Raw genomic sequence first — 23,936 nt, 5'->3', positions numbered from 1 at the left:
AGCAAACAGGCATAGACTCCGGGACATGAGTGCCGAGTACCCGTTGTTCGCCCTCTCCGAGGAGCACCAGGAGATCCGCAAGGCCATCCGCGAGATCTGTGACGCGAAGATCGCTCCGGCCGCGGCTGCGGTCGACGAGGAGGCTCGCTACCCGCAGGAGGCGCACGACGCGTTGGTCGAGACCGAGTTCTTCGCGCCGCATGTGCCGGAGGCGTACGGCGGTGTCGGCGCCGACGCGCTCGCGACGGTCCTGGTGATCGAGGAGATCGCTCGTGCGGACGTCTCGGCGTCGTTGATTCCCGCCGTGAACAAGCTCGGCTCGCTGCCGGTGCAGATCGGTGGCTCGGAGGAGCTGAAGAAGAAGTATCTCGGCAAGCTCGCCGCTGGTGAGGGCAACTTCTCGTACTGTCTCTCCGAGCCCGACGCGGGCTCGGACGCGGCCAACCAGAAGACCCGGGCCGTACGCGACGGCGACTTCTGGGTGCTCAACGGAGTCAAGCGCTGGATCACCAACGCGGGTGTCTCGGAGTACTACACCGTGCTCGCGGTGACCGACCCGGAGAAGCGCTCCAAGGGGATCTCCGCGTTCGTGGTGGAGAAGTCGGATGAGGGGGTTTCCTTCGGTGCCCCGGAGAAGAAGCTCGGCATCAAGGGCTCTCCGACGCGCGAGGTCTACTTCGACAACGTACGCATCCCCGCGGACCGGCTCATCGGCGAGGAGGGTCTCGGGTTCACCTATGCGATGCAGACCCTCGACCACACCCGGATCACCATCGCCGCGCAAGCCGTAGGTGTCGCGCAGGGTGCGCTGGACTACGCGTTGGGCTACATCAAGGAGCGCAAGCAGTTCGGCAAGGCGATCGCGGAGTTCCAGGGCGTGGAGTTCATGGTCGCCGACATGGGCATGAAGATCGAGGCCGCCCGCCAGCTCACCTACGCGGCCGCTGGTCGTTCCGAGCGGGGCGACAAGGACCTGACCTTCTTCGGTGCCGCGGCCAAGGCCTTCGCGTCGGATGTCGCGATGCAGGTCACCACCGACGCCGTCCAGCTGCTGGGTGGCTACGGGTTCACTCGCGACTACCCGGTCGAGCGGATGATGCGCGACGCCAAGATCACCCAGATCTACGAGGGCACCAACCAGGTCCAGCGCATCGTCATGGCCCGCCAGCTCCTCGCCGGCATCCAGTCGAACCTGTGATCGGATTCCGGCTCCGCGAGTGGGAGGAGTCGGACGCGGAGGTCCTGCTCGCCGCGTACGCAGGCGCCGGGATGGAGACCGAGCGGCCGGCGGACGTGGTCACGGTCGAGGATGCCGAGCGGCTGATCGCCGGGTGGGCTGAGGACGCGGTCGCGGACCGGGCCTACACCTTTGCGGTCGTCGACGGCGCCGACATCCTTGGGCAGATGCGGGTCACCACCCACATGCGGGCCCACAGCATCGGCTGGATCTCCTACTGGACCCTCGAGAAGCACCGTGGTCGAGGTGTCGGCAGCACCGGCCTGAAGCTGCTGGCCAGGCACTGCTTCGACGAGCTCGACCTCTTCCGCCTCGAGACCGGCCACCGCCTCGACAACCCCGGGTCGTGCCGTGTCGCCACCGCGGCCGGCTTCCTCGTCGAGGGCCGCGAACGCCAGAAGCTGCTCTACGACGGCGTCCGCTACGACACCGAGACCCACGCCCGGCTGGCCACCGACCCCGACCCCACCTGACGCCCAAGGGGCGAGGCGTCACTCCGGTCGGGCGAGGCGTCACTCCGGCGAATCGAGATGTCCTCCTGGTGGCATCTCGGCCGACGTACGTGACGTCTCGGTCGACGGGGCTGACGCCTCGGCCGACGTACGCGACGTCTCGGTCGACGGGGCTGACGCCTCGGGCGGACGTACGTGACGTCTCGGCCGACCGGGCTGACGCCTCGGCCGGCGGGGGTGACGTCTCGGCGGTCAGTCTTGGACGCGGCCGCGGAGCTGCTTGGTCTGGCCGCGCTGGCGCTTGGCGTCGAGGCGGCGCTCCTTGGAGCCGCGGGTGGGCTTGGTGGGGCGGCGGGTGGGAGGTGGCGGGGCGAGGAGCTCGCGGATGCGGTCGGCGAGGCGCTCGCGGGCGGCTACCCGGTTGCGGTGCTGGGAGCGCTGCTCGTGGGAGACGACGACGAGGGGCCCCGAGGAGCGGGCGAGGAGGCGGGCGAGCTGGCGCTCGTCGAGGGCGGTTGACGCGGCGGGGTCCCAGGAGAGCTCGACGCGGGAGTCGGTGGTGTTGACCGACTGCCCGCCGGGGCCGGGGGAGCGGGAGAAGCGTTCGACCAGCTCGGTGTCGGGGATGACGAGACCCTCGGGCAGCCCAGGGCCCGGTGGTACCCGAAGATCCTTCACCCGAAGAACCCTAGTCCGCGGGGCTACCGAGCGGCCGGCCCGGTCGAGTCGCGCACCACGAGCTCGGCGGGGACCCGCTGCCGCCGGGCGCGTGCGCCGGGCTCCTTCAACGCCAGCGTCAGCGCCCGGGCGCCCATCTCGGCCATCGGCAGGCGCACGGTGGTGAGTCCGGGGGAGAGGTCCTGGGCGACGGCGACGTCGTCGAACCCGCTGACCGAGACCTGGCCCGGCACGGAGACCCCGGAGCTGCGCAGCTGGGAGAGACACCCGATGGCCATGTCGTCGTTGAGGGCGATGACCGCCGTCGTACGCGGGTGGTCGGCGAGCATCCGGCGGATGCACTCGCGTCCGCCCTCGCGGGTGAACGGCCCCTCGAGGACAGGTACGTCGCCGGCGTCGAGCCCCGCCGCCTCGAGCGCGTCGCGCACCCCCTCGAGACGGTCGGCGACGGTGGTCAGCTCCAGGGTGCCCGAGACGACCACGATGCGCCGGTGGCCCAGGCCGAGGATGTGCTCGGCGACGGCGCGACCGCCGGGGCGGTTGTCGGGCAGCACGCTGTCGACCCCAAGGTGGTGCCGGCCGACGACGGCGACCCGGCCGCCCGCCTCCGCGTAGCGCTGCACCTCGAAACGCATCGGCCCCTCGACCGAGGCGTCCACGAAGCCCGACCCCGCGATCAGGATCGCGCCGACGCGGTTGGCCACCAGGCTGCGTACCTGCTCGACCTCGGCCTCGGGGTCGCGGCCGGTGTGGCAGATCTGGACGGTGCGCCCGTGTTCGGCGGCGAGGCTGAGCACGCCGCTGGCGATCTCGGAGAAGTAGGGGTCGCCGATCTCGTGCACGACGAGGCCGATGGTGGCCGTCGATCCGCTGGCGAGCGAGCGGGCATGGAGATTGGCGACATAGCCGAGCTCGCGTGCCGCCTGGCGGACCTTCTCGGCCACCGAGTCGCTGACACCGGGGGTTCCGGAGAGCGCGCGAGAGGCGGTTGCGATCGAGACGCCGGATGCATGGGCGACGTCGATCAGGCGGGGGGAGCGGTTGGTTCGGACCATCGATGCCCCTTGTCGTCAGGAATGTGACTCTTGCCACACTAAGCGAGAGTCGGTAACGTCATCGTAAACGCTTACGTAAGCGCTTTCGTAGAGGAGACCCGCAGATGCGCTTCACGAAGACCCCCACCGCGAGCAAGCGGTCCAGAGCAACCCTGGCCGCCGCGGCGGCCGTGACTCTCGCCTCCACCCTCGCCGCCTGTGGCGCCGCCGAGGAAGGAGGCGGCGACGACGAGATCGTGATCGGCATCTCGCTGCCCCTGACCGGCGACTTCAGCGAGCCCGGCAAGGGCATCCAGCGCGGATACGAGGCCTGGGCCGAGTACGTCAACGCCAACGGCGGCCTGCTCGGCCGCGACGTACGACTGGAGATGCTCGACGACCAGTCCAGCGCCGAGCGTGTCGCCGCCGACTACGAGAAGCTGATCAACCAGGAGCAGGTCGACCTGGTCGTCGGTCCGTTCTCCACCCGGCTGGTGATCCCGGCCGCCCAGGTTGCCCAGGACTACGGCTACCTCTTCGTCGAGCCGGCCGGCGCGGCGCCCGAGGTCTTCGAGGAGGGCTTCGAGAACCTCTTCTACGCCGCGCCCGCGGTCGCCGACGACCACTACAAGCTCCTCGCCGAGCACATCCTGGCGATGCCGGAGGCCGAGCGGCCCAAGACCGCGGCGTACGCCTCGATGGACGACCCGTTCGCCCAGGGCACCGCCTACGGCCTCAAGGAGGCTTTGGAGGAGGGCGGCATCAAGACCGTCGTGGACGAGGTCTACCCGCCCAACACCACCGACTTCAGCAGCATCGCGGCCAAGGTCGCCGACAGCAAGGCCGACATGGTCGTGGGCGGCAGCCAGTACCAGGACGGTGTCAACCTGATCGTCGCGCTGCAGCAGCTGAACTACCAGCCCAAGCTGGCCGCGTTCTCGACGGCGCCGACCGAGACCGAGTTCGCCGAGGCGATCGGCGACAAGACGCAGGGCATCATCGCGCCGACCGGCTACACCACGAAGGCGGACTATCCCGAGAACCAGGAGTTCGTGAAGTTCTACGAGGAGAAGCACGGCGAGGCGCCCGGTGAGGACGAGGCCAACGCCTGGACCACGGGCCAGGTCGTCGCGGCAGCGGTCGAGGCGGTCGAGTGTGCCGAGCCCGACCCCGACTGCCAGTCCAAGCTGATCGACTGGCTGCACGAGAACGAGGTCGAGACCGTCGTCGGGCCGCTGAGCTGGGACGACAAGGGCCGCCCGCAGAGCGCCCACATGATCCAGCAGTGGGTGGACGGCGAGATCAAGATCGTCCTGCCCGAGGACCAGGCCGAGGCCGAGTTCATCTACCCGAAGCCGGCGTGGTGAGCCGATGTCGGGACCACTCCTTCTGCAGAGCCTGATCCTGGGGCTGCTGCTCGGAGGCCTCTATGCCCTGCTCGCCGCCGGCCTGACGCTCTACTTCGGCGTCATGCGGGTCGTGATGATCGCCCATTCCGCGTTCCTGATCCTGGCTGCGTACCTGGCCTGGTTCTTCACGACGCAGACCGGGCTCGACCCGCTGCTCTCGCTGATCATCACCGTGCCGCTCTTCTTCGCGGCCGGCTATGGGATGCAGCGGGCGCTGCTCTCCCGGCTGCGGCCGGCGACGCTGACGATGATGTCGGTGCTGCTGACCTTCGCGATCGCCCTGATCATCGAGGGCGGCCTCGGCTACCTCTTCTCCGGCACCCAGCGGCGGATCCAGCTCGGCTACTCCAGCGCGAGCCTGGAGCTGTGGGGAGCACGGATCGCGGTGGTCAAGCTGGTCGCCTTCGGGCTGGCCGCGGTCTCGCTCCTGGCGCTCTACCTGCTGCTCAAGAAGACCCGCTTCGGCCAGGCGCTGCGCGCCACGATCCAGCACCGTGAGGCCGCCCAGCTGCTCGGCATCGACACCGACCGGATCGCCGGCTTCGGCTTCGGGCTCGGCCTGGCGACCGCGGCGGTCGGCGGCACCGCGCTCGCGCTCGACGCCACCATCTATCCCTCGCTGCACTGGCACTGGATCGGACCGCTGATGGCGATCATCGTGATCGGCGGCCTCGGCAGCATCCCCGGCGCCGCGGTCGCGGCGATGGTCCTCGGCGTGACCCAGAGCCTGCTGCAGATCCCGATGGGCACCACGTGGGCGCAGACGGTCTTCTACCTCGCCCTCTTCGCCACTCTCATGTTCCGCCCCCAGGGATTCTTCGGAGGTCGTCTTGCTCAGCGCTTCTAGACACCGAGAAAGCCGTACGTCCTCGGGCCGCTCCGTCCTGGTGACGAAGCTCGTCGCGGCCGCCGTCGCACTGGGCCTCGTGCTCGCCTTCCCGGCGCTCGCCCCGGACCCGTTCATCCTATCGGTGGGCGTGGTGATCGCCAGCTACGCCGCGCTCGCGGTGGCGTGGAACTTCGTCGGCGGGCTGACCGGCTACATCTCGCTGGGACACGCCGCCTACTCCGGGCTGGGCGGCTACGGCACCGCGCTGCTGATCACCGAGGCCGGGGTGAACCCGTGGGTCTCGATGGTCGTCGCGGCCGTACTCGTGGGCCTGGCGGCGGTGCCGATCGGGATCGCGTCGCTGCGGGTCCGCGGCGCCTCGTTCGTGATCGTCTCGATCGCCCTGGTGCTCATCCTGCTGCTGGTCGCGCAGAGCTGGTCCGACGTGACCGGTGGGTCCAACGGGCTGCGGGTGCCGCGGCCGTTCGGCACCGACGTACTCCGGCCCGAGCAGCACGAGCGGTTCTTCTACCTGTTCGTGGCGCTGACCCTGGTCGCCCTGGTGCTGTGGTGGGTGATCGACCGGTCGCGGCTCGGCACCGGGCTCAAGGCGATCCGGGAGGACGAGGACAAGGCCCAGGCGCTGGGCGTTCCCACGTTCGCCTACAAGCTGGTCGTCTTCGTCGTCTCGGCGTTCATGACCGCGATGGCGGGAGGGATGTACGCCCTCTGGTTCGGCTCGCTCGACCCGATCTTCCAGTTCTCCATCCTGACCGGCTCCTATCTGGTGCTGATGTCGCTCCTCGGCGGCGTACGCAGCCTGCTCGGTCCGGTCGTCGGCGCGGTGATCGTGGGCTACGCGGTCGAGTTCTTCAAGAACCAGTACGGCGACACCCAGCTGCACCTGGTCGCGCTCGGTCTGCTGCTCGCCCTGGTCGTGCTCTTCATGCCCGACGGGGTCATCCCCTGGCTGACCGCGCAGTTCGACCGATTCCGCCCCGGCGGCACCTCGATCCGCGAGGTGGACGCAGCCCAGCTGGCCGAGGAGCGCAAGGCGCTCGAGGAGGCGAAGTCATGAACTCGTTCCTGGCGACGGAGAATCTGACCAAGGCGTTCGGCGGCGTACGCGCCGTGGACGAGGCCACGGTCAGCTTCCAGGAGGGCAAGATCAACGCCCTGATCGGCCCGAACGGGTCGGGCAAGACCACCTTCTTCAACTGCGTGACCGGGATGATCCGGCCCGACTCGGGGACGGTGACCTATCAGGGTCGCGACGTGACCGGCCACGCACCTCACCGGATCGCGCGGGCCGGGCTCGGGCGCAGCTTCCAGCTGTGCCGGATCTTCCCCCGGATGACGGTGCTCGACAACGTGCTCGCCGGGGTCCGCTCCACCGGGCTGGTCCACCGGCTGCGCGGGGCACACAACCCCGACGACATCGCCCGGGCGCGGGAGCTGCTGGCCCGGGTCGGCATCGAGCACCTCGAGCGCAGCGAGGCCCGCGACATCTCCTACGGGCAGCAGAAGCTGCTCGAGCTCGCCGGGGTGCTGATGGCCGAGCCCGACACGATCATGCTCGACGAGCCAGCCGGCGGTGTGAACCCGGCGCTGATCGGCCGGATCGCCACGCTCGTGCGCGAGCTCAACGCCGAGGGCCGCACCTTCGTCATCGTCGAGCACAACATGGAGCTGGTGATGAGCCTCTCCGACCACGTCGTGGTCTTCGACCGCGGCCGCCCGATCGCCTCCGGTGCGCCGGCGGACGTGCAGAACGACCCACGAGTCCTGGAGGCCTACCTTGGTGTCTGAACCTCTTCTCGAGCTGCGCGACATCGAGGCCGGCTACGGCCGCGCGGCGCTGGTGCTGCGAGGCCTCACCGTCACCGTTCCCGCAGGTCAGATCGTCTGTCTGGTCGGCCCGAACGGAGCAGGCAAGTCCACCGTGCTCAAGGTCGCCAGCGGCATGCTGACGCCACGCTCGGGGACCATCACGGTCGACGGCGTCGACGTCACCCGCAACGGGCCACAGCAGATGCTCCGCGCGGGCATGGCCCACGTCCTCCAGGGCCACTCCGTCTTCAAGGAGATGACCGTGGCCGAGAACGTCGGCCTGGGCGCCTACACGGTGCGTGACGCGGCCGCGATCCAGGAGCGGACCGACTTCGTGAAGACCCTCTTCCCGGTCGTCGCCGAGCGGTGGAACACCCTCGCCGGCGCGCTCTCGGGCGGTCAGCAGAAGCAGGTCGAGTTCGCCCGCTCGCTGATGGTGAGCCCGAAGGTGGTGCTGCTCGACGAGCCCAGCATGGGCCTGGACCCGAAGACCACGGCGACCGTGTTCGAGCAGGTCGTACGCATGCGGGACGCCGGTCTGGCGGTCCTGCTCGTCGAGCAGAACGCCCGGCGGGCCCTGGAGTCGGCGGACCTGGGATGCGTACTCGACCTGGGGAAGGTGCACATCGCCGGGGCCGCTGCCGACCTGCTCGCCGATCCGCGCATGGCCGAGCTCTATCTCGGGGGAGCCGCAACAACCTCAGCAGGGACCACCGACGGTCCCGATTAGGGGAAGGGAAAGCACCATGAGATGGAAGCTGAACCGAATGGTCGGGCGAGGCGTACGCGCCGGTGTTGTCGCCCTCGCAGTGGCCCTGGCCGCTCCGCTCGCCGGAGCACATGACCAGACACATGCACAGTCGGCCGAAGGACCCGGTCTGACCGTGGTCAAGCCCAGGGCGAGCCTCGCTGACTGGGATCCGGTGACCGAGGAGAAATGGGCGTTCGAGGACGGCCAGGTGATCCTGACCGAGCCCGGGACGGCGCAGCCCGGCCCACGACGCCCCTTCGAGTACGCCGTGGTGACCAAGGGTCCCGAGCTCGGCTCGCTGACCTACCGCGCCGAGGTCCGCATCGACGAGGCCGTCACGGTCACCAACCGCGACGTGATCCTGGTCTGGAACTACCAGTCCCCGACGCGCTTCTACTACGCCCACCTCTCGACCGACAACACCATCTACCCCCACAACGGCATCTTCGTGGTCAACGACGCCGACCGGCTGCGCATCGACCACCAGTGGAACGGCACCGTCGGCGCAGCGCCGTCGATCACCGACGCCGAGTGGCACGACGTACGTCTCGACTACAACGCCCGCACGGGCGCGATCGCGGTCTACCTCGACGGCGCCGACGAGCCCCGGATGACCGCCACCGACACCACCTTCACCGGAGGCCGGTTCGGCTTCGGTTCCTTCGACAACTTCGGGCGCATCCGTGACGTCACCGTCGCGGGGCTCCGTCATCGCTGAACCTCGGTAAGGAGAGAACACACCCATGGGAACCTCACGTCTATGGGGCGGTCTCGCGGTGGGCGCCATGCTCGCCGCGCTACTCACCCCCACGCTCTCTGCCAACGCCGCCATCCCCGGCAGCGAGCCCGTCCCCGACCCCATCCCCGAACAGCCTCTGCGCAGCAGCCTCGGCCTCGTGCTCCAGGAGGTCACTCAGCTTCCCAAGACCGAGCCCTACCCCGCGCCCACCGACCAGCGTCTCGTACGCCACAACCGCATCAACTTCATCGGCGAGGTCCCTGACGGCTCCGGCAGGATGTACGTCCCCGACCTCAACGGGCCGATGTACCTTCTCGAGGGCGGGCAGCAGCACGAGTACCTGAACCTTCGTGACCACTTCGTCGACTTCTGGTCCGGTGCCGGGCTCGGCAGCGGCGCCGGGTTCATCACGTTCCACCCGGAGTTCGAGACGAACGGGCTCTTCTACACCACCCACACCGAGCGCTTCGGCGCCTTCGCCAAGACGCCCACCTTCCCGTCGCAGACCAACCCCGGCTCCGGGCGCACGGTCAGCGTCGTCACCGAGTGGGACGCCACCGACCCCGCGGCCGACACCTTCGAGGGCACCAGCCGCGAGGTGATGCGGATCGACTTCGCCGGCCAGATCCACGCCATCCAGCAGATCGACTTCAACCCGACGGCCAGGCCCGGCGACGAGGACTACGGGCTGCTCTACATCGCCTCGGGCGACGGCGGCAACGGCGTCCGGAGCGACGACCCGCAGAACCTCGGCAATCCGTTCGGCAAGATCCTGCGGATCGACCCGCTCGCCCGCGACGGCCGCAACGGGGCGTACGGGGTCCCGGACAGCAACCCGTTCGTCGACCGCGAGGGCGCGATCGGCGAGATCTGGGCGTACGGCATGCGTGACCCGCACCGGTTCTCGTGGGACGTCGAGAAGGGCACCTTCCTGCTCGGCCACATCGGCCAGCACGCGATCGAGGGCGTCTACGACGTGAAGGCCGGGGACAACCTCGGCTGGAGCGAGATCGAGGGCCGGCTCCTCTACGACAACACCGACGAGTGTGCCCTCTACACCGTCCCCGACGACTACGACATGTCCGGCTTCACCCTTCCGGTGGCCTCCTTCGACCACGACCCGCCCGCCAACTACTCCTGCACCTCCGACAGCGGCCACGCCGTCAGCGGCGGTGTCGTCTACCGCGGCCGGTTCGACGACCTGAAGGGCAAGTACGTCTTCGGCGACCTGGTCAACGGCGAGGTCTACTGGACCGACTCGCGGCAGATGCGGCGCGGGAGCAGCCGTGAGGCGACCCTGCACCAGATGCAGCTCTTCGACACCTCCGGCAAGCGGCTCTCGATGCAGGACTTCGTCGACCATCCGCGCGTCGACCTGCGCTTCGGCACCGACTCCCGCCGCAACCTCTACCTGCTGGCCAAGGCCAACGGGAAGATCTGGAAGGTCGTGAACACTGTGCAGCGGCCGTGGCCGAGCGAGGTCGTGCCGTCGCTGCGTGAGGACCTGGTCAGCTACTACGACTTCGAGCATCCCTTCGCCCCGGGGGCTCGTGAGGAGGACCAGGGCTTCTCGCGCACGCTGCTCAACCAGGTCAACGGCGGCAATGCGATGCAGGTGACCGACTCGGCCTACCGGACCAGCAACAACGCCCTGCAGACCCAGCAGGTCGACCCGGAGGTCAACGGCAACGACGACTGGAAGGCGGGAACGTTCAACCAGAACGGGGTCCCGTCGCTGGCGCCGTTCGCGGGAGCCGAGCAGATCACCGTGGCCGGCTGGTTCAAGGTCGACATGGACGGCCCGGCACTCAACTCGGTGACCGCCGATCCGACAGACCGGTTCAACGCGATCGGGCTGGCCGGGGTGCTCTCGGGCAACTCCGACGGCCATGGCGTACGTGCCCTGCTGGAGCTCATCAACGTCGACGGCACCCTGCGCCTGGTCGCGCTGGGACGCCGGCTCGACGAGGGGGCCTCGCAGACCTTTGCCGCGTCGGCGGACTGGCAGACCCTGCTGCCACGAGGTCAGTGGGTGCACCTGGCGGCGACGTTCGACTACACCACGGGCAAGATGGCGCTCTACCGCAACGGCAAGGCCGTCGAGGGGTTCTACACCTCCGCCGGTGACCCGTGGCAGGTCGACGGCACCGGCACCTCCGACACGTTGCCGCGAGGCATCAAGGTCGGCGGATCGTTCCCGCAGGACACCGTCGAGCGGAACCCGTGCAACTGCCGGATGGACTCGCTGATGTTCCTCGACCGGGCGATCACGCCGGACGAGGCGCGAGCCCAGTATCAGCGGTTCGTCAACGGCCGCTGAGTTGGTGAGGGTCCACGGCTCGGTTCAGCGAACCGGGCCGTGGACCTCGCTGCGTAGCCTGGCCATGGTGGCGTCGAGGTCGGCCGCGGTGCGGGCGGCGGCGCCGAGCTCGTCGCGCAGGGTCGTGGGGACGGTGCCGTCGTACTTGTAGTAGATCGAGTGCTCGACGCTGGCCCAGAAGTCCATCGCGATCGTGCGGATCTGCAGCTCGACCGGCACGTCCACGGCCCGATCGGAGAGGTAGACCGGCACCTTGATGATCAGGTGGAGGCTGCGGTAGCCGTTGGTCTTCGGGTCGGCGATGTAGTCCTCGACCTCGACCACGTCGACATCGGACTGGCTGCCCAGCATCTCCATGATCCAGTAGACGTCGGAGACGAACGGGCACACGACCCTGATCCCGGCGATGTCGCGGATCTGCTGCTCGAGCGCCTCGAGGGTGAGCGGGCAGCCGATCTTGCGGGCCTTGGCGAGCAGGCTGTCAGTCGACTTGAGCCGGGTGCGTACGTGCTCGATCGGGCTGTGGTCGTGGGCGTGCTCGAACTCCTCGCGCAGGATCGCGATCTTGGTCGAGACCTCGTCGATCGCGAACTTGTAGCGCATCCGGAACCTGTCCAGCTCGCGCGCCATCTCACCGGTCATGTCGTTGGCGCTCGTCTCGACGAGCCCGACCAACCCGTTGATCGGGTTGTCGTCGACTGTTGTCATTGTCCCCTCCTGACAGAGTCATCTTTGCAGGCGGCGACAAGAAGATGATGCGGTGCCCGACACGCGGCCGACACACGATCGGCACACGACGGCACGAGGCCGGGGCGAGCGGCCTATACCTCACCAGGTCTTCCGTCCCTCTCCTGGACACCAGGTGTGCAGCCGGAGGGGTGCGCTCGATACAGTGACACCCCTCGGGGGATTTATACCCCCCTGGGGATAAGAGGTCTGGTCGGGTTACCTACGAGTAAGGACACTTCCCCCACATGCGCATTCTGCTGCTCGTCTCCGCGTTCAACGGCCTGACCCAGCGGGTCTGGTGCGATCTGAAAGAGGGTGGACACGACGTCGGCGTCGTGCTGGCACCCGTTCATGACGACTCGTCCCTGGTGGCGGCCGTCGAGGCGATCGACCCCGAGCTGATCCTGTGCCCATTCCTCAAGCACCGGGTGCCGGAGGAGGTCTGGGGTCGTTATCCAACGGTGGTGATCCACCCGGGCCCGGTCGGTGACCGGGGCCCGTCCTCGCTCGACCATGCCACGATCGACGGCCGTTCGCGTTGGGGCGTCACGGCGCTGTCCGCCGTCGAGGAGATGGACGCCGGCCCGGTCTGGGCGACCAAGACCTTCGCGATGCCCGAGGCCCCGATCGCGAAGAGCGCGCTCTACAACGGCCCGGTCGCCGATGCCGCGATGGACTGCGTCGCGGAGGTTCTCCGGATGGTTGCCGCGGGGGAGGCTCCGAAGCCTGCCGAGGAGTGGCCCGCTGAGGTCGAGGGCACCGGCGAGCTGCCGCTGCTGCGCCGCACGGCCTTCGAGATCGACTGGTCCGCGCCGGCCACCGAGATCGCCCGGCGGATCGCGGCCGCCGACGGTGCCCCGGGTGCGCCGGCGATCGTCGACGGGAAGGCGTACTGCCTCTTCGACGCCGCCACGACGCCTGAGGACCATGGCGACGTGGAGCCGGGCACCGTGGTCGGGGTCGACACCGACGCCGTCGCGATCGCCACCGGCGAGGGCACCCTGTGGGTCGGCTACGCCGCCACGCTCGAGAAGAAGCGCGGCCCCAAGCTTCCGGCCGCCTGGGTGCTCGACGCTGGGCACGCGCCCTACCGGCGGATGCCGGATGCGCTGGCCGAGACGACCTACGAGCGCGACGGCGACGTCGGCTATCTCACCCTCCGCTCCTACAGCGGAGCGATGTACACCCAGCAGTGCCGCCGAATGACCGATGCCGTCCGCAAGGCGCTCATCGAGGACACCAGGGTCCTGGTCGTACGCGGTACCGAGCACGCCTTCTCCAACGGCATCCACCTCGGCGTGATCGAGGCGGCGCCGGACCCGGCGTCCGAGGCCTGGGACAACATCCGCGCCATCGACGAGCTCTGCCTGGCGATCGCCGAGGCCGAGCAGCTGACCATCGCCGCGTTCACGGCCAATGCCGGAGCCGGCGGGGTGATGGCCGGCCTCTGTGCCGACATCACGGTCGCGCGCGCCGGTGTGGTGCTGAACCCCTACTACGACATGGGCATCTTCGGCTCCGAGCTGCACACCTGGGGTCTGCCGAGCCGGGTCGGCGCGGAGAAGGCCGACGAGCTGCTCGGCGCGAAGCTGCCGATCTCGGCGACCGAGGCCGCGCGGATCGACATGGTCAGCGATCTCGGTCCGCGTGACGCGGCGGAGTTCGACGGCTGGCTGCGCAACCTGGCGCAGAGCGTCGCCGAGCCCGAGGCGTACGTCCCGGCCCTGGCGGCCCGCGAGGCACGCCGCGCCTCTGCGATGCCGATGTCCTACTACCAGAGCATCGAGCTGGCCGAGATGGCCCGCGACATCTTCGACGACCGCTTCGGGTTCGCCGCGAAGCGGAAGGCGTTCGTCACCAAGGCCGCACCGACCGAGACGCCGTCGAAGATCCGGTTCTGACCGGTTGACAAACTAGAACGTGTTCCACCAACCTGGTGGTGTGTGACCTGACTCACACGCCACCAGGAGGAGCACGTGACCCAGGCGCCCCCGCCGCCCGAGATGACCTTCCAGCGATCGGGCCGCGACCCTGCGGCGATCGGCGCGAGGCTGGAGCAGTGGCTGGCCGCGACGCTACCGCCCGGTGCCGATCCCGAGGTCGCGCTCATCGGGGGCATCGATGCCAACGGGCTCTCCAGTGAGACCGTCCTGCTCGACGTCACCTCGACCGTCGACGGAGAGAGGCAGGCGAAGGCGTACGTCCTGCGGGTGGCGCCCCGGCCCGAGGACATCCCGGTCTTCGCGACCTATGACCTGCAGGCTCAGTACGACGCGATGCGTCTGGCCGGCTCGCTGTCTCCGGTGCCGGTGCCGGAGGTCGGCCTCGCCGAGATGAGCGGCTCGGTCCTGGGGACGCCGTTCTTCCTGATGGAGCGGGTCGAGGGGGTCGTCCCGCCCGACGTGATGCCCTACAACTTCGGCGACAGCTGGCTCTTCGACGCCTCGCCCTCGGACCGCGCGGCGCTGCAGAGGCGTTCGGTCGAGGTGCTCGCCGGGCTCCACTCGATCCCCGACGCCGCCTCGCGGTTCGCCTTCCTCGATCCCGCCGCGGCCGGTCATTCCGGCGAGACGCTGATCGCCCGCAACCTCGCCAAGACCCGGGCCTGGTACGCCTTCGCCTCCACCGCCGAGGAGTGGGGTGGCCGCTCGCCGCTGGTCGAGCGAGGTCTGGCCTGGCTCGAGGCATACCTTCCCGACACTGGCCTCTCCGAAGATGGCGGCGAGCCCGTCCTGTCCTGGGGCGACGCGCGGATCGGCAACATCATCTACCGCGACTTCGCGCCGGTGGCGGTCCTCGACTGGGAGATGGTCAGTCTCGGGCCCCGCGAGATGGACGTGACCTGGATGATCTTCGCCCACCGCATCTTCGAGGACCTGGCCTCGATGCTGGAGCTGCCCGGGATGCCGGACTTCCTCACTGCCGACGAGGTCCGGAAGACCTATGCCGCGGCGAGCGGTGTCGAGCTCGGCGACCTGACCTGGCACGAGGTCCATGCGGCGGTGATGTGGGGGATCATCTACCTGCGGATCGCGGCGCGGCAGATCCACTTCGGTGAGATCGAGGCGCCCGAGGACCCGGAGTCGGTGCTCTACCACCGGACGATGTTCGCGGCGATGCTGGACGAGGTCGGGGCATGAGCGGGGCTCATGGGGAGTATGTCGGCGTCGGCCCGCTCGATGAATATCCGATCCACCAGCTTCCGCGCCCGGTGGCCTGGGCGGGGAGCAGTGACCGCAACTTCTACGACCGCTGCTACCTCAACGCCCACGACCGCACCGGCGACCTCTTCCTCATCTCCGGGATGGGGTTCTATCCCAACCTCGGCACCAAGGATGCGTACGTCCTGCTCCGCCGTGGTGACGAGCAGACCGCGGTGCATCTGGGTGACGGCGCCGACCCACGGGGCGGCGACCGGCTGGAGCAGCGGGTCGGGGCGTACCGGATCGAGGTCTCGGAGCCGCTGCGGAAGCTCCGGCTGGTGATGGAGGAGACCCATGGGATCGCCCTGGACCTGCGGTGGGAGGGCTCGTTCGAGGTGGTTCAGGAGCAGCCGCACGTGATGCGCCAGGGTGCGGCGACGGTGCTCGACGCGCAGCGGTTCGCGCAGGTCGGGACCTGGGAGGGGGTGATCGAGGTCGACGGCGAGTCGATCGCCGTCGACCGCGATCGCTGGGTCGGCACCCGCGACCGCTCCTGGGGAATCCGTCCGTCCGGGGAGGGGGTGCCGCCCGGCAGGCCCGCGGAGCCGGCGTTCGAGGGGATGTGGTGGCTGTATGTGCCGCTGCGGTTCGAGGAGTTCGCCGTCGTCCTGATCATCCAGGAGACGCCGGACGGTCATCGCACCCTCAACGACTGCACTCGTACCTTCGCCGACGGCCGGTTCGAGCAGCTCGGCTGGCCGCACGTCCGGATCCGCTACCAGGAGGGGACGCGCCTCCCGGAGGGCGCGACGATCACGTGCACGACTCCGGCGGGGGAGCCGCTGGTGCTCGAGGTCTCCTCGCTGCTGGGGGTGCCGATCCATGTCGGCGGCGGCTACGGCGGCGACTCCGACTGGTCCCACGGGGTCTGGAAGGGCGCCGGGTTCACCGAGCGGCTGACCTATGACATGAAATCGCCCGACGTCGCCGGCCGGGTGCCGTTCGGGGTGATCGACCACGTCGGGCGCGCGGTCGCGCACGGTCCGGGTGCCGATGGGGTCGAGGGCTGGGGGCTCTTCGAGCACGGGGTCCTCGGTCGCCACGATCCTTCAGGGTTCACCGACTGGTTCGACCGCGTCTGACCCACCCCGCCGAGGCGTCGCCCCCGTCGGCCGAGGCGTCACTCCGGTCGGCCGAGTTGGCACTCGATTGCCATCTCGGCCGACGCGCGTGACGTCTCGGCCTGCGTACCTGACGTCTCGGGGGTCTCAGGATCCGAAACGGCATTTATGGCTAAACTCTAGTAACTTACTCTGGTTTGGACGGACCAACCAGAGGAGAGCCATGATCCGCCCCACCCCACCGCGCCTGACCGCCATCGCCGCCGTTCTCTCGAGCCTGCTCCTGGGGCTGACGGCGTGCGGCGGCGCCGATGCGTCCAGTGCCTCCAAGCTCGCCGCCGACGCGGCGCTCCCCGACCAGGTCCCGGAGGGGACCGTCCTGCGCCTCGGGCTCCCGCCGATCGAGGTCGCGCTGAAGACGTCCGGCCTGATCGACGAGGTCGAGGGCTACGAGATCGAGTGGGCCAACATCTCCGGTGGTCCGAAGAGCATCGAGGCGTTCCGCGCCGACGCGCTGGATGCGAGCTACGTCGCCGAGATCCCGCCGCTCTTCGCGACCTGGACCGACACCCCGGTCAAGATCGTCGCGGTCACCGAGAACCCGGACCCGCTCGACAATCCGATCTACGAGCTCGGCATCGCGCCGAAGTCGAAGGTCGAGACGGTCGAGGACCTGAAGGGGAAGAAGATCGCCTACTCGCCCGGCCAGGCCCAGGGCGCGCTGGTCCTCAAGACGCTCAGGGCTGCCGGGCTCACTCAGAAGGATGTCGAGCTGGTCGAGATCCAGAGCGTCGACGACACCTTCTCCAACGCGCTGGCCTCCAACCAGGTCGACGTCGCCCCGCTCGGTGGGCCGCAGCTGACCTCCTATCTGGCCAAGTACGGCCGCGACGGTGCCACCTCGATCCGCACCGGCATCCGCGACGACTCGACCCTCATCTACGGGCCGGAGGAGACCTTCGAGGACGCCGGCAAGGCGGCCGCGTTCAAGGACTTCCTCGGGCTGTGGGTCAAGGCCGAGAAGTGGGTCGACGAGCACCCGGACGAGTGGATCCAGGCCTACTACGTCGATCACGAGGGTCTGACCTTCGAGGACGGCAAGAAGGTCTTCGAGACCTCCGGGCAGAACGTCATCCCGGAGAACTGGGACGGCTTCATCGAGCGCCAGCAGGAGACCGCGGACATCCTCTCGGAGGAGCAGAACCATCCGAAGCTGGACGTCGCCGAGCTCTATGACCGCCGCTACGAGAAGGTCATCGCAGAGGCCGTGAAGGGCGGTCAGTGATGGCCACCACGGCAGTCGAAGCGCCGATCGTCGGCGTCGTCTCCGAGAAGATCACCGACAAGAGGGTCGTACGCCGCCGGCTCGGCCCAGGGCCGCGGGTCCCCGGCACGCTGTGGATCGGACCGATCCTGCTCCTGGGGCTGTGGTGCCTCGCGTCGGCGACGGGCGTGCTCGATCCGCGTACGTTGTCCGAGCCGTGGGTGGTCATCGAGACCGCTCAGCGGCTGATCGCCGACGGACGGCTTCCCGAGGCGCTGGCGACCTCGGCGTACCGGGCCGCGCTCGGGCTGGTGATCGGGGTCGGCGTCGGGCTGGCGCTGGCGCTGGTCTCCGGGCTCAGCCGGGTCGGGGAGGCGGTGATCGACGGTCCCGTGCAGGTCAAGCGGGCCATCCCGAGCCTGGCGCTGATGCCGCTGCTGATCCTGTGGCTGGGGATCGGGGAGCCGATGAAGGTGATCACGATCGCGCTCGGCGTACTCATCCCGATCTACATCCACACCCACAACGGGCTGCGTGGCATCGACAGTCGCTACGCGGAGCTCGCCGAGACCGTCGGTCTGCGGCGCGGCGCGTTCGTCCGGCACGTCGTGCTGCCGGGCGCGACTCCGGGCTTCCTGCTCGGGCTGCGGTTCGCGGTGCTCAACGCGCTGCTGGCGCTCGTGGTCGTCGAGCAGGTCAACGCGACCAGCGGCATCGGCCACATGATCACCCTCGCGTCCAGCTACGGCCAGACCGAGATCATCGTCGTCGGCCTGGTTGTCTACGCCCTGCTGGGCCTGGTCGCCGACGGCATCGTCCGCTTCACCGAGAGGAAGGCACTGGCATGGCGACGCACGCTGGAGAGTCACTGACGGCACCCGAAGGACCCGCCGTACGCGTCGAGGGGCTGCGCCGCAGCTTCTCCGAGGCGGGCGGGGTGCTCAACGGGCTCGACCTCACCATCGCCCGCGGCGAGTTCGTGGCGCTGATCGGGCGCTCGGGGTCGGGGAAGTCCACGCTGCTGCGAGCGCTGGCCGGTCTCGACCGTGCCGTCTCGGGCTCGGGTGTCGTGGAGGTGCCCGAGCGGGTCTCGGTCGTCTTCCAGGACTCCAGGCTGCTGCCGTGGCGGCGGGTGCTGGACAACGTCGTCCTGGGTCTGCCTGGTGCCGACGCCCGGGCCCGTGGTCTCGAGGCGCTCTCCGAGGTCGGGCTCGAGGGCCGCGACAGGGCCTGGCCGCACGAGCTCTCCGGCGGTGAGCAGCAGCGCGCGGCGCTGGCGCGGTCGCTGGTCCGCGACCCGCAGCTGCTGCTCGCCGACGAGCCGTTCGGAGCCCTGGACGCGCTGACCCGGATCAAGATGCACAAGCTGCTCAAGAAGCTGTACGCCGCCCACAACCCCGCGATCCTGCTGGTCACCCACGACGTCGACGAGGCGATCGCGCTCGCCGACCGGGTGATCGTGCTGGTCGACGGCGTCGTCGGGTCCGACCTCCGGATCGACCTGGGCGCCAAGCGGAGCCCGGGCGACCCACGGTTCGCGTCGCTGCGGGCCCAGCTGCTGGCCGAGCTCGGTGTGGTCGAGTCGGCTGAGGAGGAGGTGGCCTGATGGGTGCCCGACAGCTCCACTTCAACCTGTTCCTGCTCGACACCGGTCACCACGAGGCGTCCTGGCGGCTGCCTGCCTCGGACCCGCACGCCAACCTCTCGCTCTCGGCGCACCAGCATCTGGCGCGGGTGGCGGAGGAGGCCAAGTTCGACTCGCTGTTCCTGGCCGACTCCCCGGCTCTGTTCGGCGAGCCGGGACGTCGGCCGTCGGGGCGGATCGAGCCGACCGTGCTGCTGTCCGCGCTGGCGGTCACCACGCAGCACATCGGCCTGATCGCCACCGCCTCGACGTCGTACAACGAGCCGTTCAATCTCGCCCGTCGGCTCGCCTCGGTGGACCACATCTCCGGCGGACGGGCCGGGTGGAACATCGTCACCACCGCCGGGGACGCTGCGGCGCGCAACTTCGGTCTGGAGGGGCAGCCGCTGCACAAGACCCGCTACGAGCGGGCCTCGGAGTTCCTGGAGGTGGCGACCAAGCTCTGGGACAGCTGGGCCGAGGACGCGATCGTGGCGGACAAGGACGCCGGGGTGCATGCGCTCGGTGACCGGATTCGGCCGATCTCTCATGTGGGGCCTCACTTCTCGGTGGAGGGCCCGCTCAACCTGGCCCGTCCGCCGCAGGGCCACCCGCTGCTCGTCCAGGCCGGCTCCTCCGACGACGGCAAGGAGTTCGCGGCCCGCTGGGCCGAGGCGATCTTCACCGCCCAGCCGACGCTGGCCGAGAGCCAGGCGTTCTATGCCGACATCAAGCGCCGGGTCGTGGCGGCCGGTCGCAACCCCGACCACGTACTGGTCCTCCCCGGCATCGTCCCGATCCTCGGCGAGACCGAAGCCGAGGCGCGTGAGCTGGAGGCCGAGCTCGACCGGCTGATCGCTCCGGAGTACGCCGTCACTCAGCTCGCTCAGCTGCTCCGGGTCGATCCTTCGCGGCTGGACCTGGATGCGGAGCTGCCCGACGATCTGCCTTCGGAGGACTCCATCGAAGGTGCCAAGAGCCGCTACACGCTCGTCGTCGACTGGGCTCGTCGTGATCGGCTGACGGTCCGTGAGCTGATCGGGAGACTGGGCGGCGGGCGAGGGCATCGGACCTTCGCCGGCACCCCCGTCCAGGTCGCCGACACCATCCAGCACTACTTCGAGAACGGGGCTGCTGACGGGTTCAACATCATGCCTGCCGTGCTGCCCTCGGGCATCGAGGCGTTCACCGCGAAGGTCGTGCCGATCCTCCAGGAGCGAGGCCTGTTCCGCGCCGAGTACACCGGGGCAACCCTCCGGGATCACTACGGCCTACCGCGCCCCGCCAACCGCCTCGTCCCGGGTGTGACGGAGGTCGAGGCCGCCTCCTGAACCCCCGCCGAGTCGGCGGGTCAGCGGACGACGTCGGGGGTGAGCAGGTCCTGGTTGTCCTCAGCCCACTCGCCCATCCGATCCTCACGGACAGCGCGCCACAGGTCGCGGTCGCGGGAGGGGTCGAGGCGTACGACCGACTGGTCGCCGACCATGCCGGTGCCGTCGGTGGGGACGGTGAGATAGCTGATGTCGTCGGTGCGGAGGTTGCGGAGGGAGGCGGCGAGCTTGGCCATCTGGGTGGTGGACCAGTCGTCGTCGACCGAGGCGTGCTTCGCGAAGAGGGAGAGGAGGTCGAGGACCTGGTCGGGGTTCTTGCGCAGCTCCTGCTCGAGGGTCTGCTTGAGGAGGGTGCGCAGGAAGGCCTGCTGGCGGGCTACGCGGTCGAGGTCGCCGTCCTGGAGGCCGTAGCGCTGGCGTACGTAGAGGAGAGCCTGCTCGCCGTCCAGGTGGTGGCGGCCGGCCTCCCAGCGGACGTCGCGGGCGGAGTCGTAGACGGTCTTCGGGATGTCGATGTCGACGCCACCGATCGCATCGGTGAGGGCCTTGAAACCGTCCCAGTCGATGACGGTCAGGTGGTCGATGCGTACGTCGGTCATCTTCTCGACGGTCTCGACCGTGAGGTTGGGGCCACCGAAGGAGTAGGCCCAGTTGACCTTGCCCTTGCCGTGGCCGGGGATGTCGACCCAGGAGTCGCGCGGGATCGAGATCACCGAGGCGGAGTCGCGGTCGCCGTCGATGTGGACGAGCAGCATGGTGTCGGAGCGTGCCTGGCCCGGCTCCCAGCCGGGCGCCTCGGCTCCGGTGGTCGGTGCATCGGATCGGGTGTCGGTGCCGAGGACCAGGATGTTCATCGCGTCGGCGGCCGACCCGGAGGTGGGCTTGGCGGGCCGGTCGGTGAGGCCGGTGAACGTGTCGGGCAGCCGCTGGATGTTGCCCTCCACCTTCGCCTGGAGCCACAGGATCCCGGTCAGGGCCGCGGCGCAGAGCAGGAGAAGGCACACCAGCAGCCCGATGAGCGGCTTGCGAGCACGACGCCATCCGCGCGCGGGGGGCTCGTCCGCAGGCTCCGGCTGCGGCGGCACGGGCGGATGATCGAGGATGGCCACCCGAGTATGGGACCCGGGACTCCGTCTATATGGGGTCCAGATGCTCGCCATTCCTCAATTTGAGGCACCAGTCGGTAACGGCCGGTAACCAAAAATAGGTAGGCGATACGTCCCCCCGGTTGAGTGAGTAAAGTCCCTTTGCCGTACGGCGCTGTTCACGTCGGACCTTCGGGTCCACGCGTGTTTCATGCCGCCTGGCTACGTCTTGGGAGGGCGTGGCACGACGAGGATGACCAGGGGAGAGCTGTGTCGATGTCAAGAGTCGGTCGGGACGAGCGTGCCCGGCTGCACGAGGCTGCCTCAGCGCTGGCCGGGATCCGGGCGGCGACCACGCTGCTCAACTCGCCCGGCGCGATCGGTGACGACCGGCGGGCCGCGATGACGGCGATGGTGCAGAGCGAGCTGGAGCGGCTCGAGCGGATGGTCCGCCGGCAGCAGGATGCCGCGAGGGCGGAGGAGCCGGAGGCCGATGAGACGAGGGCCGGTGAGATGCGGGCCGAGGTGATCGACCTCGACGCCGTGGTGGCCACGATGGTGCTCGCCCACGAGGCCAAGGGCACCGACGTGGTGTGGCGTCCCAGCAGGATGCTGGCGCTGGGCGACTCCGACCAGCTGACCGAGGCGCTCAACGTGCTCCTCGACAACGCTGCCGCCCACGGGGGCGGATCGGTCCGGATCGAGGTACGTGCCGCCGAGCCGACGAGCACCTCGGTGGAGATCGCGGTGACCGACGACGGGCCGGGGGTCGCGCCCGAGTTGCGCCGGCGGATCTTCGCCTGGGGAGTCAGCCGACCTGGATCGACGGGCCAGGGCATCGGCCTGCACGCCGCGCGAGACCTGATGGAACGCCAGGGCGGCTACCTCGAGCTGGTCGAGGCGAGCGAGCGCACCACCTTCGTCCTCGGCATCCCGATGCTCGGCTGTGCCGATGGCAGGGCGGGCGACGGGGCCGACCAGCACGACACCCCGACCCGGGGAGGTCGCCGTGGTGTCGCCGCGTAAGAGGGTGAAGGTGGTCATCGTCGAGGACCACACCCTGTTCGCCGAGTCTCTCGAGCTGGCTCTCACCTTCGAGGGCTACGACGCCCACCGCGTCGACCTGCCCGAGGAGCCGCCCTCGGAGGCCAAGCTCACCTCGCTGATCATGCGCTCCCAGCCGCGCATCGTCCTGCTCGACCTCGACCTGGGACAGCACGGCTCGGGCGTACGCCTCATCGCCCCGCTCGCCCGGGCGGGGGCCGACGTCGTCGTGGTGACCGGCTCGACCGACGAGACCCGCTGGGGGCACGCCCTGCACGTCGGGGCGCGCACGGTCCTGTCCAAGACGGTGCCGCTAGGCGAGATCCTGGGCACCGTACGCAGGCTCAACTACGGCCACAGCGTGCTCGACGTCGATGACCGCGAGCGTCTGATCCGGGCGTGGGTGGGGCAGGAGCAGGGCGTCATCGAGATCCGCCGTCGGCTCGCCCAGCTCTCCCCGCGGGAGTCGCAGGTGCTCGAGCACCTGATGGACGGCTTCACGGTCGGCGACATCGCCAAGCTCCGTGTCGTGTCCGAGGCGACGGTGCGCACCCAGGTGAAGTCGATCCTCGCCAAGCTCGGCGTCTCCTCGCAGATCGCGGCGGTCAGCATCGCCCACAAGGCCGAGTGGCGGGCCGCCTGACCCTCGGTCGTTCGGCCTCAGAGCGCGACCAGGCCGTCGTCCTCGCTCGTCCCGCGCAGGACGTAGAGCGTGCCCGTCTTCGGGCAGCGCCAGGCATCTCCCTGGGCGACCAGCGGCGCGCCCGCGTGCCCGACCCAGCCCATCCGCTGCGCCGGGACCCCGACGACCAGGGCATGGTCGGGTACGTCGCGGGTGACCACGGCGCCCGCCGCGACCATCGCCCACGCGCCGATGGTGACCGGCGCGATACAGACGGCCCGGGCGCCGATGCTGGCGCCGGTGCGTACGGTCACGCCGACGGCTTCCCAGTCCTTGCCGTCCTTGAGGGTGCCGTCCGGGTTGACGGCGCGGGGGAGGTAGTCGTTGGTGAACACCACCGCCGGCCCGACGAACGCGCCGTCCTCGAGCACCGCCGGCTCGTAGACCAGCGCATGGTTCTGGATCTTGCAGCGGTCTCCCACCACGACGCCGGGACCGACGTACGCCCCGCGGCCGATGATGCACTCGCTGCCCACCCGGGCGTGCTCCCGGACCTGGGCCAGGTGCCACACGAGGGTCCCGACGCCGATCGTGGCACGTTCGTCGACATCCGCGCTGGGCTCGATCCGGGCCTCGGCGCCGGTCTTCTCGAGGGTCATTCCGCTAGCAAACCGGGACTCGGACGGCGGGTGGG

The 23,936-nt window shown here is 69.5% G+C and carries 23 protein-coding genes; 18 read left to right on the top strand and 5 right to left on the bottom strand.

Going from position 1 to position 23,936, the window contains the following annotated elements:
• Positions 1-25: 25 nt before the first annotated feature.
• Both ABT304_RS26860 and ABT304_RS26855 read left to right on the top strand, forming a co-directional pair.
• Complete coding sequence (locus ABT304_RS26860; RefSeq protein WP_350719927.1) at positions 26-1,198, top strand: acyl-CoA dehydrogenase family protein; 1,173 nt, start codon at positions 26-28, stop codon at positions 1,196-1,198.
• A complete protein-coding gene (locus tag ABT304_RS26855; RefSeq protein ID WP_350719925.1) occupies positions 1,195-1,710 on the top strand; it encodes a GNAT family N-acetyltransferase in 516 nt (171 codons plus the stop codon). The genes ABT304_RS26860 and ABT304_RS26855 overlap by 4 nt, the downstream gene beginning before the upstream one ends.
• Before the next feature lie 231 nt (positions 1,711-1,941).
• Here ABT304_RS26855 and arfB read toward each other — a convergent pair whose 3' ends face one another.
• Both arfB and ABT304_RS26845 read right to left on the bottom strand, forming a co-directional pair.
• Complete coding sequence (arfB, locus tag ABT304_RS26850) at positions 1,942-2,367, bottom strand: alternative ribosome rescue aminoacyl-tRNA hydrolase ArfB (protein WP_160025106.1); 426 nt, start codon at positions 2,365-2,367, stop codon at positions 1,942-1,944.
• Between the two features lie 23 nt (positions 2,368-2,390).
• Entirely contained in the window at positions 2,391-3,422 is a 1,032-nt protein-coding gene (locus ABT304_RS26845) for a LacI family DNA-binding transcriptional regulator (protein WP_350719923.1), read from the bottom strand.
• 104 nt (positions 3,423-3,526) lie between these two features.
• Here ABT304_RS26845 and ABT304_RS26840 point away from each other — a divergent pair, with 104 nt between their 5' ends.
• Genes ABT304_RS26840 through ABT304_RS26810 form a run of 7 tightly spaced genes read left to right on the top strand, consistent with a single transcriptional unit; the run spans position 3,527 to position 11,279 of the window.
• Positions 3,527-4,768 carry an amino acid ABC transporter substrate-binding protein gene (locus ABT304_RS26840; protein WP_350719921.1) on the top strand — a complete coding sequence of 414 codons (1,242 nt, stop codon included), beginning with the start codon at positions 3,527-3,529 and terminating at the stop codon, positions 4,766-4,768.
• A 4-nt stretch (positions 4,769-4,772) separates the two neighbouring features.
• On the top strand, positions 4,773-5,657 hold the full coding sequence (locus tag ABT304_RS26835) for a branched-chain amino acid ABC transporter permease (RefSeq protein WP_160025104.1): 885 nt from the start codon (positions 4,773-4,775) through the stop codon (positions 5,655-5,657).
• Positions 5,658-5,697: 40 nt separating this feature from the next.
• On the top strand, positions 5,698-6,717 hold the full coding sequence (locus ABT304_RS26830) for a branched-chain amino acid ABC transporter permease (RefSeq protein ID WP_350719919.1): 1,020 nt from the start codon (positions 5,698-5,700) through the stop codon (positions 6,715-6,717).
• Positions 6,714-7,448, top strand: a complete 735-nt coding sequence (locus ABT304_RS26825; protein ID WP_350719917.1) for an ABC transporter ATP-binding protein — start codon at positions 6,714-6,716, stop codon at positions 7,446-7,448. The genes ABT304_RS26830 and ABT304_RS26825 overlap by 4 nt, the downstream gene beginning before the upstream one ends.
• The gene (locus tag ABT304_RS26820; RefSeq protein WP_160025101.1) at positions 7,441-8,199 is read left to right on the top strand and encodes an ABC transporter ATP-binding protein; all 759 of its coding nucleotides are present in this window, start codon (positions 7,441-7,443) and stop codon (positions 8,197-8,199) included. The genes ABT304_RS26825 and ABT304_RS26820 overlap by 8 nt, the downstream gene beginning before the upstream one ends.
• A 16-nt stretch (positions 8,200-8,215) precedes the next feature.
• The gene (locus ABT304_RS26815; RefSeq protein ID WP_350719915.1) at positions 8,216-8,938 is read left to right on the top strand and encodes a hypothetical protein; all 723 of its coding nucleotides are present in this window, start codon (positions 8,216-8,218) and stop codon (positions 8,936-8,938) included.
• Positions 8,939-8,963: 25 nt separating this feature from the next.
• Positions 8,964-11,279, top strand: a complete 2,316-nt coding sequence (locus tag ABT304_RS26810; protein ID WP_350719914.1) for a PQQ-dependent sugar dehydrogenase — start codon at positions 8,964-8,966, stop codon at positions 11,277-11,279.
• 24 nt (positions 11,280-11,303) lie between these two features.
• Here ABT304_RS26810 and ABT304_RS26805 read toward each other — a convergent pair whose 3' ends face one another.
• Positions 11,304-11,987, bottom strand: a complete 684-nt coding sequence (locus tag ABT304_RS26805) for a GTP pyrophosphokinase (RefSeq protein ID WP_350719912.1) — start codon at positions 11,985-11,987, stop codon at positions 11,304-11,306.
• A gap of 266 nt (positions 11,988-12,253) precedes the next feature.
• Between ABT304_RS26805 and ABT304_RS26800 the strand changes: the two genes are divergently transcribed.
• The 7 genes from ABT304_RS26800 (at position 12,254) to ABT304_RS26770 (ending at position 20,491) form a co-directional block, all read left to right on the top strand.
• Positions 12,254-13,909 carry an enoyl-CoA hydratase-related protein gene (locus ABT304_RS26800; RefSeq protein ID WP_350719910.1) on the top strand — a complete coding sequence of 552 codons (1,656 nt, stop codon included), beginning with the start codon at positions 12,254-12,256 and terminating at the stop codon, positions 13,907-13,909.
• Positions 13,910-13,984: 75 nt separating this feature from the next.
• The gene (locus ABT304_RS26795; RefSeq protein ID WP_350719909.1) at positions 13,985-15,148 is read left to right on the top strand and encodes a phosphotransferase family protein; all 1,164 of its coding nucleotides are present in this window, start codon (positions 13,985-13,987) and stop codon (positions 15,146-15,148) included.
• A complete protein-coding gene (locus ABT304_RS26790) occupies positions 15,145-16,293 on the top strand; it encodes an Rv3169 family protein (protein WP_350719907.1) in 1,149 nt (382 codons plus the stop codon). Before ABT304_RS26795 ends, ABT304_RS26790 begins: the two co-directional genes overlap by 4 nt.
• A 202-nt stretch (positions 16,294-16,495) precedes the next feature.
• Positions 16,496-17,557 (top strand): ABC transporter substrate-binding protein, encoded by a 1,062-nt coding sequence (locus ABT304_RS26785; protein WP_350719905.1) that lies wholly within the window; start codon positions 16,496-16,498, stop codon positions 17,555-17,557.
• Positions 17,557-18,408 (top strand): ABC transporter permease, encoded by an 852-nt coding sequence (locus ABT304_RS26780; RefSeq protein WP_350719903.1) that lies wholly within the window; start codon positions 17,557-17,559, stop codon positions 18,406-18,408. Before ABT304_RS26785 ends, ABT304_RS26780 begins: the two co-directional genes overlap by 1 nt.
• A complete protein-coding gene (locus tag ABT304_RS26775) occupies positions 18,381-19,142 on the top strand; it encodes an ABC transporter ATP-binding protein (protein ID WP_350719901.1) in 762 nt (253 codons plus the stop codon). The genes ABT304_RS26780 and ABT304_RS26775 overlap by 28 nt, the downstream gene beginning before the upstream one ends.
• On the top strand, positions 19,142-20,491 hold the full coding sequence (locus ABT304_RS26770) for an LLM class flavin-dependent oxidoreductase (protein WP_350719899.1): 1,350 nt from the start codon (positions 19,142-19,144) through the stop codon (positions 20,489-20,491). Before ABT304_RS26775 ends, ABT304_RS26770 begins: the two co-directional genes overlap by 1 nt.
• A gap of 20 nt (positions 20,492-20,511) precedes the next feature.
• On the opposite strand, the gene ABT304_RS26765 is transcribed toward ABT304_RS26770, so the two are convergent.
• On the bottom strand, positions 20,512-21,600 hold the full coding sequence (locus ABT304_RS26765) for an LCP family protein (RefSeq protein WP_350719897.1): 1,089 nt from the start codon (positions 21,598-21,600) through the stop codon (positions 20,512-20,514).
• A 252-nt stretch (positions 21,601-21,852) separates the two neighbouring features.
• Between ABT304_RS26765 and ABT304_RS26760 the strand changes: the two genes are divergently transcribed.
• Positions 21,853-22,602 (top strand): sensor histidine kinase, encoded by a 750-nt coding sequence (locus ABT304_RS26760; protein ID WP_350719895.1) that lies wholly within the window; start codon positions 21,853-21,855, stop codon positions 22,600-22,602.
• Positions 22,589-23,263: a LuxR C-terminal-related transcriptional regulator gene (locus ABT304_RS26755; protein ID WP_350719893.1), complete on the top strand. Its 675-nt coding sequence runs from the start codon at positions 22,589-22,591 to the stop codon at positions 23,261-23,263. Before ABT304_RS26760 ends, ABT304_RS26755 begins: the two co-directional genes overlap by 14 nt.
• 17 nt (positions 23,264-23,280) lie before the next feature.
• Here the strand turns inward: ABT304_RS26755 and ABT304_RS26750 are convergent, their stop codons facing one another.
• Complete coding sequence (locus tag ABT304_RS26750; RefSeq protein WP_350719891.1) at positions 23,281-23,901, bottom strand: acyltransferase; 621 nt, start codon at positions 23,899-23,901, stop codon at positions 23,281-23,283.
• Positions 23,902-23,936: the final 35 nt, after the last annotated feature.

The organism is Nocardioides sp. NPDC000445 (assembly GCF_040300245.1).
Classification (GTDB): Bacteria; Actinomycetota; Actinomycetes; order Propionibacteriales; family Nocardioidaceae; genus Nocardioides.
Note: the sequence above shows the minus strand (reverse complement) of the source record. Positions and strands in the feature narration are given on the sequence as shown.

What these genes read in the sequence shown, in the direction of transcription:
- ABT304_RS26800 (WP_350719910.1), top strand. Translation starts at nt 12,254, where the DNA reads ATGCGCATTCTGCTGCTCGTCTCCGCGTTCAACGGCCTGACCCAGCGG.
- ABT304_RS26785 (WP_350719905.1), top strand. Translation starts at nt 16,496, where the DNA reads ATGATCCGCCCCACCCCACCGCGCCTGACCGCCATCGCCGCCGTTCTC.
- ABT304_RS26790 (WP_350719907.1), top strand. Translation starts at nt 15,145, where the DNA reads ATGAGCGGGGCTCATGGGGAGTATGTCGGCGTCGGCCCGCTCGATGAA.
- ABT304_RS26805 (WP_350719912.1), bottom strand. Translation starts at nt 11,987, where the DNA reads ATGACAACAGTCGACGACAACCCGATCAACGGGTTGGTCGGGCTCGTC.
- ABT304_RS26840 (WP_350719921.1), top strand. Translation starts at nt 3,527, where the DNA reads ATGCGCTTCACGAAGACCCCCACCGCGAGCAAGCGGTCCAGAGCAACC.
- ABT304_RS26825 (WP_350719917.1), top strand. Translation starts at nt 6,714, where the DNA reads ATGAACTCGTTCCTGGCGACGGAGAATCTGACCAAGGCGTTCGGCGGC.
- ABT304_RS26750 (WP_350719891.1), bottom strand. Translation starts at nt 23,901, where the DNA reads ATGACCCTCGAGAAGACCGGCGCCGAGGCCCGGATCGAGCCCAGCGCG.
- ABT304_RS26835 (WP_160025104.1), top strand. Translation starts at nt 4,773, where the DNA reads ATGTCGGGACCACTCCTTCTGCAGAGCCTGATCCTGGGGCTGCTGCTC.
- ABT304_RS26815 (WP_350719915.1), top strand. Translation starts at nt 8,216, where the DNA reads ATGAGATGGAAGCTGAACCGAATGGTCGGGCGAGGCGTACGCGCCGGT.
- ABT304_RS26810 (WP_350719914.1), top strand. Translation starts at nt 8,964, where the DNA reads ATGGGAACCTCACGTCTATGGGGCGGTCTCGCGGTGGGCGCCATGCTC.
- ABT304_RS26770 (WP_350719899.1), top strand. Translation starts at nt 19,142, where the DNA reads ATGGGTGCCCGACAGCTCCACTTCAACCTGTTCCTGCTCGACACCGGT.
- ABT304_RS26775 (WP_350719901.1), top strand. Translation starts at nt 18,381, where the DNA reads ATGGCGACGCACGCTGGAGAGTCACTGACGGCACCCGAAGGACCCGCC.
- ABT304_RS26845 (WP_350719923.1), bottom strand. Translation starts at nt 3,422, where the DNA reads ATGGTCCGAACCAACCGCTCCCCCCGCCTGATCGACGTCGCCCATGCA.
- ABT304_RS26780 (WP_350719903.1), top strand. Translation starts at nt 17,557, where the DNA reads ATGGCCACCACGGCAGTCGAAGCGCCGATCGTCGGCGTCGTCTCCGAG.
- ABT304_RS26860 (WP_350719927.1), top strand. Translation starts at nt 26, where the DNA reads ATGAGTGCCGAGTACCCGTTGTTCGCCCTCTCCGAGGAGCACCAGGAG.
- ABT304_RS26760 (WP_350719895.1), top strand. Translation starts at nt 21,853, where the DNA reads ATGTCAAGAGTCGGTCGGGACGAGCGTGCCCGGCTGCACGAGGCTGCC.